Here is an 11,829-nt window from a genome sequence, read left to right as displayed (position 1 = left end):
TTTCTGATACGATCGCTCCCAGATAATGTAATTTTCGAGGGTGGCCCATACGATCCTGCAAGGATCGTGTGGGTGCCTCCCAGCGGAGGTATTTGGGAAAACCGCGAGATTGTCTGGAGCACCCGGCAAATCAAAAAAAACATGAAAACGCATTATACTTCTTATACGTCAGCATTCGATTTAAAAGACCCGGTCTGGCAGCGCCGATATTACGATTTCAATCTTTACACCGAAAAGAAGCTGATAGAAAAACTAAAGTATATGCACAAAAATCCAGTAAGAGGAGGATTGGTGGACAGGCCGGAAGACTGGCAATTTAGCTCAGCTCGATTTTATATGTCGGGACAATCTTGTGGAGTGAAAATTCAGCCCCCGGAATGACTTCTTGCGCCTGCGGCGTGCACACAACTCTAACGAGTTGTATGCACCACCCCAAAAAGAGGTATTTAAAAAAACAGCAAGATTGTGTAGGGCACCCGGCTGCTCAACAACGGACTGCGGCATACCTATGCCAGCTCGACTAACGGAGCAGGCTTTTTGCCGTGATTTCGCGCTAATGATGATCGGCATCGTTTATCCTTCTCTGTTCGAACGGCAAGCATCAGCGGCGCGGCTCCGCCGCGTCCGCCTGAATGCGCTTGTTAGGCGAACAATTCATTGACCAGCCTCCCAAATAACTGTGCCAGAGCCTTGAGAGCCTGGGAACTGCCAGCCCATGTGAGTAACGGTATTAATGACAGCGCATATGAGTTCAGACACAGACTCCTGAAGTTGGAGCAAAAACGGGATATCAATAGCAGTCTCGAAGCGCTCCAGTTGGCGATTCACGAAGAAGGGAACTGAAGCACCTTCAGCATTAGGTGATTGCCAAGAGCTATGACAGATCACGTTTCGTATTTTTGCCGCTTTTTTCAACTCATCCAGTAATTCATCGAGATTTTCTATAGTAGCGTTAGGATGCTCGCGTACCGCCTTTCCATAAGATTCAAAGAGGTTCCAGAGCTGATCAGATAATGCGTTTTGTAGCTTGGGAAGCCAATTGTCATAGGCCTTCTGAATTTCCTCTTCGCTATATGGCCGTGTAGCAGTAAACGCGAATATCGCTTTTCCCAGTGTTTCTTCGAGAAATCCAAATGTCGCTACTGCTCGGCCCAAGCTCTCCCAAAACATGGGTTCGTGCTTGTGAGTAGGGAACATCTTCGGCAACGCTTCCAAATCTATAATGTGCCTCTTTAGCTCTGCCATTAGTTCAATCCCTCCGATTGCTTACGCCTAACAATAATTAGATGTATCCGCATAAAATGCGGAGTTGTTTGTTTCTGTCCGTATAAGAAGCCTTTGTAAATCGTTCCATTATCTCGTTAACCCAAAGAATTTTAATGGCTTATCTCCGCATTAGCGTTTTCGTATGTCGTGTTATGCGGATCGGCATAAGACACTCATTTTTAAAGCCCATCCACAGGGCTTCTCACCCCTGATGGACCCCGGTTGAAGACATGAGTATAGATCATTGTCGTCTTGACATCCTTGTGGCCCAAGAGCTCCTGTATGATATCCCACCAATATCATAAGATCATCCAAAATACTGATATATTGAGAGTGTTCCAACTCTGTTAAAACTACAGATATGATAATTGGGTGTTGTCAAGTCAAGTAAATCTTAATTTTGATTATTGTAAAATCATCTTCGCCCAACGATATATAAGGAGAGCATCCTTCTGGACATTCTTAGGCTTCAGCCGCGGCCTGCCCGCCGGAACTTCTGAATCTTTATCCGGATCAGATAGTCACCATCCCTATATGGGGGCCGGTGCGGAGTCTGAACCTGTCTACTGCGGTGGGGGTAGTCCTTTATGAGGCCCTACGCCAGACAGGCAGCCTGGATACAGGCTAGGCGCCAAGTCCTAAGGCGCGTCCGATCTGAGCTACGGCCAGACTGATCACATAGGCCGTTATGGTTGTGTAAGCAAAGGCAAAAACAGGCCACCTCAAGCTTCTGGTTTCACGACCGATGATAACCAGCGTAACGAAACATGGAGCATAGATCATTACAAAGATAATCAAGGTAAATCCAACCAGGGGATTCCAGCCCGGGGTCCTGGCCAATTTTTGAGATAGTGATTCTGCTTCTTCTGCATCAACTTCTCCCAGGGAGTAGGCAGTGCCTAGAGTAGAAAGTACGACCTCCTTGGCGGCTAGACCGCCAACAAGGGCGATATTGGTTCGCCAGTCAAAACCCAGCGGTCTGGTCAGGACTTCAAAGGCTGAACCCAAACGACCGGCCACTGAATGCTGAAGTTCATCTCTTGCCATCGCTCCTTCAAGGTTCTTTATGCTTTGAGACCAGTTCAGAAATGCTTGAGCCGTAGTTTGATATTTCTTAAGGTTTTGAGTCAGGGGCTTACCTGTTTCAAGTAAGGACACGGTTTGGGCCAGTGGCTGAAAGGAGGGGCTGGCATGTGGGCCAAGTTTTTTATCCTTCTTCTGGTAGGAGTTATAAAAGGCGGAAAAGTTGGACAAAGCTTGAGCATCAGTCAGTATTTTAGCCTCAGTGCTGATCAGGAAATCTTCAGTCGCCTGAGCTTGCTGCGCTTCAAACGCTTGAATTTTTTCGTCTGGCAAGCCCGGGAAGGTCATCATGGCCCAGATGAGGATCGAGATTCCGAGAATGATGGTGCCTGCCTTTTTGATATACTGCCAGGTTCGTTCCCAGGTATGGATTAAGAGGCCGTTAAGGGTAGGGAGCCGGTAGGGAGGCAGTTCCATGACAAAGGGCGTGTGGCTGCCTCTGAGTATGGTCCATCTGAGAATACGGGCCGCAAGCAAAGCGAGGCTCCACGCAATCAGGGTGAGGAGGAACATCATCTGAGTTTCATACCTGGCGAAGAAGGCTGCGATAAGCATGGCGTACACCGGTAATTTAGCCCCGCAGTTCATTAAGGGGGCGACCAAAATGGTGGCCAGCCGCTCTTTTGGATCGCGTAAGGTCCGCGCGGCCATAATGCCTGGCACGGCGCAGCCGCCGGAGACACCCCCGCTGATAATCAAGGCCAGAACCGAATTGCCATGCAGGCCAAAGGTGCGCAAAACTCGATCTAAAATGAAAGCCATGCGGGCCATGTAGCCGCTGTCCTCCAGGATGGCAATAGCAAAGAACATGAAAAAGATCAGAGGCACAAACCCCAGAACACCCCCCACGCCGTCAATGATACCTGATACGACCAGGGACTGAAGCAGTCCGGGAGGCAAGGCGGTCTGGCCTACGTGGCCCAGCCATTTGAAAAAGGCCTCAAACCAGGCCACCGGCGCGCCACTGACCCAGAAGACCAATTGATAAATAATATAAATTAAAAAGAATAGGATGAGAGGACCCAGAAGACGATTAAGAAGGATTTTATCAGTCTTGTCTGAAATAGTACGCCGGATTTCACGCTCGCTGGTTACGGTCTGCTTGGTCAGAGAGGTAATGTATCCATAGCGGTAGTCAGCAATAACCCCTTCAGGCTCATCATCCAGAGTGGCCCTTATGTGCTGGGATACTTCATTTACCTTGCTGATAATTTCAGGGCCGACCTCATTATCGGAAAGCACTAACTTCAACACCTGGCTGTCGCCTTCAAAGGCCTTGATGGCCAGCCACCGCGGCGGGTACTTTTCTATTTGAAAATTCCCTTGAGGAAACAAGGCCGCAATCTCTTCAATTTTTTCATCCAGATCCGCTCCATAGCTGATTTGATGGGGTTTCCAGGTTTTCTGCCGCTGGGCTGTCTCAAGCGCCCTTTCCATGAGCTTATCTACGCCTTTATTGCTTTTGGCTACGGTCGGTACGACCGCGATGCCTAGCAGGCGGCTCAGTTTTTGGTGATCGATTCTTAAACCCCGGTTTTCGGCGACGTCAATCATGTTTAAAGCCAAGACTAGCGGTACGCCGATCTCCATGAACTGCACGGCCAGATAGAGGTTGCGTTCCAGGTTGGCCGCGTCAATCACCACGATGACCAGGTCAGGCCGTTCATCAAGGATATAGTTGCGGGCGACTAGTTCCTCCGGAGAATAGGCAGTCAAAGAATATATCCCCGGAAGATCCACGACATGGATCCTCTGATGGTTAAGCTTTATAACGGCTTCTTTTTTTGCGACGGTAATGCCCGGAAAGTTGGCCACGTGAGCCCTGGCCCCGGTGAGCTGATTAAAAAGGCTGGATTTCCCGGCGTTAGGATTGCCAGCCAGCACTATTTTTATTCGGTCCGGCATGTTCTAGCGTTTTACTTCGACATGGATATAATCCGCTTCATTGTTTCGGAGGCTCAAGTTATTGCCTCTAATTTTAATGTTGACCGGGTCGTATAGCGGGGCCCGTCCCGCGATTTCGATCTCCGTCCCTGGAACCAGACCCATGTCCCTGAGGCGACGATTCATGACACCCTTAGCCTTGATTTTGACGATCGTTCCTTTTTCTCCTACTTTCATGTAGCGCAGCGTTGTGAGAGGCATTTTATTTTTTCTCTAGTTGTTAGTGATGGTTTTATTATTTTATTTTTTTTACTGAATTTCAATTGCAATAATTTTTAGAAAAATTACCCGGCCTAAATTACCGGGTTTATACACAGTTAAGATTAAGCCCCACGGCTTAATGTATTATACTGTTTTATCAGGATTATTTAAGCCGACAGGCAGGCATCAGGCATAATACATCCGGCTCTTCTATTTTATTTAAATCGCAGCCTTGAGCGCAGCATTCGCAAGCAGGGCTCTGTCTTCTCAGGCTGCGAATAAACCTGCGAGCCAGAAAAAAGAAGGCCAGGGCGATAATTAAGGCCACGGTTAAGGGCTGCCACATTTGCTTACTCCGTTTAATCCAACTCTATTTTTGATACTTCTTGAGTTTCCAGCTTTAAGGCAGTGATTTTTTTTAAAATTTAGTGCTTCTCGGAAGAAGTACCCGATGTTTTGCCTGGAGAGACCATGATCTTGGCGCTTATACCATGGCCCAGGGCCAGCCTGGAGCCTCGACAAGAAATCAGAACCGGTCCACCGTCACGGTTTAATACTTCAATTTCTGCACCCCGTGTCAGGCCCATATCATTAAGACGTCTGTCTATTTCGTTACCACCTGTATGACCGGCAATGGTCATCTTTTCACCAGGTTCGGCCTGAATAAGGGGGATAGATGTGCCTCGCTCGCGGCTGCACCGGGAACAGAGGCCGTAGATTTCCATGCGGTGTTTCAAAGGAACGAAGCCTTTTTCACGGGCGATTTGTATTTGCAGGGCCTCCATCTCTGGGTTGATGAACTCCTCATGCCGACCGCAGCGGGTGCAGATAAGATGGTCGTGATGATGGCTTAAGTGCTGGTGCTCGTAACAGGTTTCCTGACCATTGAATTGCTTGATTTGAGCAAATCCATATTTACAAAAAATATCGAGGGCTTCTTGTACATATTCCTTATCGAAGTTTAGACCCGTTCTTCTTAAGTTTTGTCTGAGGTCAGCCGCGGTTTGATGCTTTTCCATTGCCAGAAATGCGTCCAGGATAGCAAGGAGGTCTTTGGTTCGCGTATAACCTGCCTGAGACAAGATACGCCTAAGCTGCTCTTTTTCTTGATGATGTATGCCTGGCATTTTTTTATTGACTACCGTTTATCTAATATTGATTCTCATTTACAATAATAACAATTCGTACGGTCTTTGTCAATATTTTTTACGTACCTTTTTTACCGCACAGTCGGAACAGAGTCCGAAGACCTCCAGCCTGTGGCCCTGGGTCTTGAAATTGAACTTTTCTCCGATTTCTTTTTCGATTTCAATGACTCTTTCATCGTAAAATTCTATTATTCTGCGACAGTTTCTGCATCGAAGGTGGCAGTGGTGATCGCGTCCGTAAATACGCTCATAATGCATGTGCCTATCTTCATGGAATATCTCAGCAATCAGGCCGGCTTCAATCAGGAGAGGAATGGTTCGGTAGATGGAGGCCTTGGAAACGCTCGTTTTTTCTTTGAGCTTCATATAAAGCTCTTCCACGTCAAAGTGGTCAGGGCTGTCGAGGATTGCGGTAATGATGGCTTCGCGTTCAGGGGTATTACGCATACCGCGCTTTCTGAGAAGCTCCCTGAAGATTTGAAATTCCTCCTGCATCGGCCTTCCTTAAGGGCTTGATTAAGCAAGATGTAGTAAATGGTTACAGGATAATTCGGTATTTGTCAAGAAAGGACAGGCCTTTATGAGGTGTATGGCCGGTTCGCTTCATGACAGGTTAGTATACAGGATATAATCAGATTTATAACCTGGCTGCGATTTGTGCCATGGCCCGGGCCTTGTCAAGGGTTCTCAGACTCGCAGGATCCTGTATATAGTCCGGCCATTCAGCTGGCGGGACAAAGCGTACTTCAGATACATCCGATCCCGGCCGGGGTTGGCCGTTTTGGGAAGAGATGAGATAATCCAGGATAACATAATGATATTGAACCTTTCCTTCCTTATCATGGAAGATTCGCTCCACAATTTCAATCAGAGGCCCTACGTCCACTGGCAGGCCGATTTCCTCGGACATCTCCCGGATAAGCCCCTGAACCAGGGTTTCGCCGACTTTGACCGCTCCGCCGGGGATAGACCATCTTCCCCGACCAGGGTCCTTGGCCCGTTTAACCAGAAGCAATGATCCGCCTTTAAAGAGCAGGCCGCCCACAGCCAGGATCGGACGGGCCGGATAAGCGCGACTCATATCGAATTACTACCTCCATATTAATGACTGAGCGCTTGGTGCCAAAAAAACCTTGTCCGCTTCTCAGGTTTAAACTCTGGAAGGAGCTAGTGTGGTTACCCCAAGAGGCCTTCCCGTTCAAGGGCCGCGCTCAGGGCTTCCTTCCATGATCGGAGTATATCTCCGGTCAGTTCTTGAAAACGCGTAGTATCGAGTACAGAATACGAGGGCCTGGGGGCTGGCCTGGCAAGTTCCAGAGTAGTGACCGGCTGGATCGTTTTTTTCTCAAACCCGGCCTGGTCCAGGGCCTGGCGGGCCAGATTAAACCAGGTTGTCTGGCCTGAATTGACAAGGTGGACCGTTCCGCGGGCCCCGGCCTCGAACAATTTCACCAGACCTTTGCTGAAGTCCAGGCTGTAGGTCGGTGAACCTGTTTGGTCGTTTACGACCTTTATTTCCGTGTTTCCCCGAGCCAGTTTGATCATTGTTCGGACAAAGTCACGGCCTCGATGGCCAAAAACCCAGGCCGCACGGAGGATGAGCCACTCTCCACCCTCGGACCGAACCGCTTCCTCGCCGGCCAGTTTGGTTCGGCCATAAACGGAAAGGGGATTCGGCGCATCGTCCTCGCGATAGGGCCGGCCCAGGTGTCCGTCAAAGACAAAATCCGTGCTCAGATGAACCAGGAGTGAGCCATGCTCCCGGGCGGCTCGCGCTAAAATACCGGGAACGTCTGAATTGAGTATCCGGGCTTCATCCGGCGCCGATTCGCAGCCATCAACATTTGTGTACCCGGTGGCGTTAATAACTACCTGAGGTGAAAATTTATCAAGGACCCGGCGGACCTGGTCCGGCCGAGTCACGTCACACTCAGGCAGGTCAAATCCTAAAGGGTTTCTATTAGCCAGGACCTCCATCAAGGCAGAGCCGATTAGACCTTGAGCCCCGAGTATCAGGATTGAATTAATGGTGTTCATACAGTTCCTTTAAGGCCACGCTTTTTCACCCGTATTATTTGCAACCTAAAAGGTATTGTCAATCCTTCATGTCTATTTTCTTTTTTTAAGACCATGTTATGAGGTCAGCCTGATTATTTTCAATGTCTGAAAAGCCCAGAAGGTTACAGGAGTACCGATGGAAAAAAGGAAATTACGAGCCTTAAGAAATCCTTAAAAGAGCATCCATGTGTATCCTGACCGATCCAGGGTAAAAAACACCGATTTCTAGCCCCAGACAGGCCAGGGAGGTCATGCGGGATTTTTCTTTGAAATGCAAAGGGATCGTCTTTTAGGAGCAACGGAGAAAAAGCCTAGAGATGATAATTTTAAACGTTGAGCTTGAATTCAGGATTAAGGGTCCGGTGTCTCGGGTGGGTGGTGTCCTTCGGGTGTTTTCAGGAAAAGTCGGTGGTACTCTTCGTCATTCAAATGTTTTCGCAAAAGCCGACTCAGCAGCAGGAAAAGCTCCTCCATCTCTTTATCTTCCAGCCGCTTGCGTAAAATAGCCATAAGGTCATCATTTGAGAACTGTTGAAGATAAACGTTCAGCGTGGCTTCGTCTATTTCCCGATCCATCCCGAAGCCTACCAGACCTTTGTAATCCTCAACGAAACGATGGCTGTATAATGGCATATTATCCCAGGTTACTTGATTAAAGCTAGTCGAACATCCATGACATTGGTCAGGGTTGGGCCGGTAATTACATGGTCATTCAATTTTTTGAAGAAGGGGTAGGAGTTGTGTTCCATGAGGTACTTTTGCGGCGAAAGACCCAGGCTCATAGCGCGTGTACAAGTATTTTCGTCGGCCATGGCTCCGGCCGCATCAGTCGGACCATCGGTGCCATCAGTACCCGCGGAAAAGACGAGCACATCTTTCAACTCATTTAGCTCCAGGGCTGCAGCCAGAGCGAATTCCTGGTTACGGCCGCCTTTGCCTGGCCCGGCGTGGGTAACGATTGTCTCCCCGCCGGAGATGAGGCAGGCAGGGGACTTGACCGGATGATTACTCGTCCTGATCTCACGCGCCATGGCTACATGAACCTGGGCTACCACCTGCGTCTCTCCCTCGATACTCGAAGAAAGAAGGAGGGGCTTATAACCCAGGGACTTCGCTTTGGATTCAGCGGCAATGAGAGAAAGGTAATTAGAACCGATAATGAGATTCGTGACCCGGGTGAAGACAGGGTCTTTTTCTTTCGGCGTCTCAGGGATCTGCCCTGTCAGGCCCTTCTTGAGATGTGTTCGGACAGAGGAAGAAACCTTTTTCATGAGCTTATAGCGCGCCAGAATCAAGGCCATGTCTTCGAAAGTGGACTGGTCAGGAACAAAGGGCCCTGAGGCAATGGTGTCCATATTATCTCCAACCACGTCGGAAAGCATCAAGTTGATAACTGTGGCCGGTGCAGCCACCCGCATCAGCTGGCCGCCTTTGGTCTGGGAGAGGTGTTTGCGGACGATGTTGATTTCATGAATATTGGCCCCGCAGCCCAGAAGTAGTCTGGTAACATCCTGTATTTCCGAAAGTTTCAGATTTGCGACCGGTAGGGGCAGCAAGGCAGAACCTCCACCGGAGATCAAAGAGAAAATCAAGTCCTTTGATCCAGCACCCGCAAGCAGAGTCTTGATTTTATCAGCCGCCTTGAGTCCAGTTTGATCCGGGACCGGGTGGCCCGCCTCCATAATGGTGGTATATTTCAGGTCAAGGGCATGTCCTTTCTTGACTGAGATGATCCCTTCTGTAATTAGGTTGCCCAGAATCTGTTCCAGAGCCTTGGCCATGGGGGCAGTGGCCTTACCAGCTCCTACAAGAAATATACGTTCGAAGCGATTTGAGTTTATCGTTTTAATATTTTTCTTCCCATGACGCACCTTGATGGTGTTTCCATCCAGGGAGATGGTTTGTTTTACGGCCCGCACCGGATCAGCCGCATTAAGCGCAGCAGTGAATATGGCCATGGCATCGCTTTTTAATTTTCTGTTAATTCTTAATTTTGTGCTCACCTCGCCCTCCTTTAACTGATGAGGATGGTGAAATAAATATCAGGTTAAATTTAACCTAACTTTTGTATTATAATGAATAACGCCTTTTAAATAAAGCTTTTTTTCTAATAATGCTTTTATATAAATGGTTCATCTCTAAAAGAGTTGATTAAAAAAACTTGGTAAGGAGATATTTAACATTGGCAAAGAATTCAAGCGAAGGGGTTTATCACCAGGCCTATTATCGAATTTATACGTAGCGGCATAAATAATTGCGCATATGTATTTAGGCTTTCCGCAGTCAGCACTCAGCTTTCAGTTCAGAGATAGAAACATAGACCATCCTTTTAAGCTGACGGCTGATAGCTGATAGCCCGATGAATCCACTCGGAACTCGAAAACGCATGGCAGACTTGAGATTCGCATTTATATATAACGCCGTGTATAGGAGCAATCTAATATTCTTGTGCCAGGGGAAATCCCCTCAGTCCCTTTTTTCTAAAAGGGGATTTATAGCGGCAGAATTATGTTCCTTTTAAGTCCCTTTTTTTTGGCACGTGGATTGGTCAGACAGCGGTTGACAGCATCAACCCTGAGGCAGTAATATCCTCATCTGAGGCCCTAAAGTGATTATATTTAAAGGGGTTAAAATTTAATAAACTTAAGGAAAATCATGACAATTAAAAACCCATTTAAACAAAAAGCCGATTTTGAGCACCTTCGTAAGGTTATTATGCGCGAGACCAAAGACGGGCCGGTGCCAATAATAGAGATGATGGTGGACGGTTCCATAATGGGAAGGGTCACGGGCCTTAAGCATACCGTTGATGAAATGACCGCGCTTAGCGAGATTTTCACCTCTGGAAAAAACACACGCGAAGAGGCGGCAGAAAAAAGTTTAAAATTTCTAGAGTTGATTGTCGCTTTCAACAAAACTGTAGGATACGACGGCGCTCTGGGCTTTCCCTCCGTTCCTAAACCCCGTACCCCTGTCGTTTATAGTAGTGGAGCTGGGGCCAAAAGCTCCCGCCCCTGGCAAAATGAACATTCCGGGCTAATACCTGACCGTGCGGCTTTTGAGGCTTTCAAGTGGCCGGACATTACAAAAGTAAACGTAAACTCGTTTGATTTTATGGCCAGTATTCTACCCCCTGGCATGAAAATCCAGGCAATGTACATGGGCATATTCGAGGATCTCCGGTCTTTGATGGGTTTTGAGTCTATGGCCTTTAAAAGCATTGAGGAGCCGGAACTTTTGGGAGATATTTTGGAACAACTAACCGTCTTGGCTGTAGAGGCCATAGACAAAGCCGCGGCCCATCCGGCTACTGGCGCTGTTTTTTACGCCGACGATATGGGCTTTAAAACCAACACCATGCTCTCTCCCGACTTTTATCGGGAATGGATTATTCCCAAACAGCAGCGTATCGCCTCAGCCTGTCACAAACACGGGAAACCCTTTCTGCTCCATTCGTGCGGCTATATTGACACCCTGATGGAGGATTTGATTGAGACGGTCAAGATAGACGGGCTACATAGTTTTGAAGATGTTATTTGCCCGGTGGAAGAAGTATACCGGCGCTACTCTGATCGTATCTCCATTTTGGGCGGGGTAGATGTGGGGCTTTTAGCCATGGGAACCCCGGATCAGGTTCGAGGTCGGGTAAGACAGATCTTGGATGTCTGTGGAACTGGCCGCGGTTTTGCCCTGGGGTCTGGAAATTCGGTTACAAACTACTGTCAGATAGAAAATTACTACGCTATGATAGATGAGGCCCGAACATGGAACGAGGAAAAAGGGTTCCTGTAGCTTGCTATCTATATTAAAGAGACACTTCTTTTTCCGCTAAGCCATAATGATGATACCAAACTTCCCATAGGGACCTACGCGTCGCTGAGGTTACTGAACTGGATATGCAGCTTCAGGATGGTAAGGTGGCCGCATACCGGGTCAAGGTAAAGCTTTCTTTTAAAATAGAGAAGGTTGATTGAAGCCGAGGACGACCCTACGGAACAATTGGGTTGCGGCAGAGCATTAACTAATTAAGCGCTCAATCATACTTATAAGATGGGTATCTTTCTTTCAAGTGAGCATACCTGGGAGGAAGTACGCGCCATTGCCGACCATTATCTAAAAAACGATCAAT

At 48.0% G+C, this 11,829-nt stretch carries 13 protein-coding genes; 3 read left to right on the top strand and 10 right to left on the bottom strand.

Features of this window, described 5'->3' with window-relative positions:
- Window positions 1–72: 72 nt before the first annotated feature.
- On the top strand, window positions 73–381 hold the full coding sequence (locus JRI95_13435) for a hypothetical protein (GenBank protein MBW2062546.1): 309 nt from the start codon (window positions 73–75) through the stop codon (window positions 379–381).
- Between the two features lie 273 nt (window positions 382–654).
- On the opposite strand, the gene JRI95_13430 is transcribed toward JRI95_13435, so the two are convergent.
- From JRI95_13430 to JRI95_13385, 10 genes are all read right to left on the bottom strand, one after another.
- Entirely contained in the window at window positions 655–1,245 is a 591-nt protein-coding gene (locus tag JRI95_13430; protein ID MBW2062545.1) for a hypothetical protein, read from the bottom strand.
- Between the two features lie 200 nt (window positions 1,246–1,445).
- The gene (locus JRI95_13425; protein MBW2062544.1) at window positions 1,446–1,553 is read right to left on the bottom strand and encodes a hypothetical protein; all 108 of its coding nucleotides are present in this window, start codon (window positions 1,551–1,553) and stop codon (window positions 1,446–1,448) included.
- 337 nt (window positions 1,554–1,890) lie between these two features.
- A complete protein-coding gene (feoB, locus tag JRI95_13420) occupies window positions 1,891–4,254 on the bottom strand; it encodes a ferrous iron transport protein B (GenBank protein MBW2062543.1) in 2,364 nt (787 codons plus the stop codon).
- Between the two features lie 3 nt (window positions 4,255–4,257).
- Window positions 4,258–4,494 (bottom strand): ferrous iron transport protein A, encoded by a 237-nt coding sequence (locus JRI95_13415; protein MBW2062542.1) that lies wholly within the window; start codon window positions 4,492–4,494, stop codon window positions 4,258–4,260.
- A gap of 425 nt (window positions 4,495–4,919) precedes the next feature.
- Window positions 4,920–5,621 (bottom strand): transcriptional repressor, encoded by a 702-nt coding sequence (locus JRI95_13410; GenBank protein ID MBW2062541.1) that lies wholly within the window; start codon window positions 5,619–5,621, stop codon window positions 4,920–4,922.
- A gap of 69 nt (window positions 5,622–5,690) precedes the next feature.
- The gene (locus tag JRI95_13405) at window positions 5,691–6,137 is read right to left on the bottom strand and encodes a transcriptional repressor (protein MBW2062540.1); all 447 of its coding nucleotides are present in this window, start codon (window positions 6,135–6,137) and stop codon (window positions 5,691–5,693) included.
- A gap of 142 nt (window positions 6,138–6,279) precedes the next feature.
- Window positions 6,280–6,723: an NUDIX hydrolase gene (locus JRI95_13400; GenBank protein ID MBW2062539.1), complete on the bottom strand. Its 444-nt coding sequence runs from the start codon at window positions 6,721–6,723 to the stop codon at window positions 6,280–6,282.
- Between the two features lie 95 nt (window positions 6,724–6,818).
- Entirely contained in the window at window positions 6,819–7,679 is an 861-nt protein-coding gene (gene rfbD / locus JRI95_13395; GenBank protein MBW2062538.1) for a dTDP-4-dehydrorhamnose reductase, read from the bottom strand.
- Between the two features lie 372 nt (window positions 7,680–8,051).
- Complete coding sequence (locus JRI95_13390) at window positions 8,052–8,333, bottom strand: cytoplasmic protein (protein ID MBW2062537.1); 282 nt, start codon at window positions 8,331–8,333, stop codon at window positions 8,052–8,054.
- 11 nt (window positions 8,334–8,344) lie between these two features.
- Window positions 8,345–9,658: a glycerate kinase gene (locus JRI95_13385; GenBank protein ID MBW2062536.1), complete on the bottom strand. Its 1,314-nt coding sequence runs from the start codon at window positions 9,656–9,658 to the stop codon at window positions 8,345–8,347.
- Window positions 9,659–10,355: 697 nt separating this feature from the next.
- Between JRI95_13385 and JRI95_13380 the strand changes: the two genes are divergently transcribed.
- Both JRI95_13380 and JRI95_13375 read left to right on the top strand, forming a co-directional pair.
- The gene (locus JRI95_13380) at window positions 10,356–11,492 is read left to right on the top strand and encodes a hypothetical protein (GenBank protein MBW2062535.1); all 1,137 of its coding nucleotides are present in this window, start codon (window positions 10,356–10,358) and stop codon (window positions 11,490–11,492) included.
- Between the two features lie 98 nt (window positions 11,493–11,590).
- The gene (locus tag JRI95_13375) at window positions 11,591–11,674 is read left to right on the top strand and encodes a dodecin domain-containing protein (GenBank protein ID MBW2062534.1); all 84 of its coding nucleotides are present in this window, start codon (window positions 11,591–11,593) and stop codon (window positions 11,672–11,674) included.
- Window positions 11,675–11,829 lie beyond the last annotated feature (155 nt).

The organism is Deltaproteobacteria bacterium, assembly GCA_019308995.1.
Lineage (GTDB): Bacteria > Desulfobacterota > Desulfarculia > Adiutricales > JAFDHD01 > JAFDHD01.
Note: the sequence above shows the minus strand (reverse complement) of the source record. Positions and strands in the feature narration are given on the sequence as shown.

Coding starts and splice junctions, on each gene's coding strand:
- JRI95_13400 (MBW2062539.1), bottom strand. CDS start 6,723: ATGAGTCGCGCTTATCCGGCCCGTCCGATCCTGGCTGTGGGCGGCCTG.
- JRI95_13385 (MBW2062536.1), bottom strand. CDS start 9,658: ATGGCCATATTCACTGCTGCGCTTAATGCGGCTGATCCGGTGCGGGCC.
- JRI95_13405 (MBW2062540.1), bottom strand. CDS start 6,137: ATGCAGGAGGAATTTCAAATCTTCAGGGAGCTTCTCAGAAAGCGCGGT.
- JRI95_13380 (MBW2062535.1), top strand. CDS start 10,356: ATGACAATTAAAAACCCATTTAAACAAAAAGCCGATTTTGAGCACCTT.
- JRI95_13390 (MBW2062537.1), bottom strand. CDS start 8,333: ATGCCATTATACAGCCATCGTTTCGTTGAGGATTACAAAGGTCTGGTA.
- rfbD (MBW2062538.1), bottom strand. CDS start 7,679: ATGAACACCATTAATTCAATCCTGATACTCGGGGCTCAAGGTCTAATC.
- JRI95_13415 (MBW2062542.1), bottom strand. CDS start 4,494: ATGCCTCTCACAACGCTGCGCTACATGAAAGTAGGAGAAAAAGGAACG.
- feoB (MBW2062543.1), bottom strand. CDS start 4,254: ATGCCGGACCGAATAAAAATAGTGCTGGCTGGCAATCCTAACGCCGGG.
- JRI95_13410 (MBW2062541.1), bottom strand. CDS start 5,621: ATGCCAGGCATACATCATCAAGAAAAAGAGCAGCTTAGGCGTATCTTG.
- JRI95_13430 (MBW2062545.1), bottom strand. CDS start 1,245: ATGGCAGAGCTAAAGAGGCACATTATAGATTTGGAAGCGTTGCCGAAG.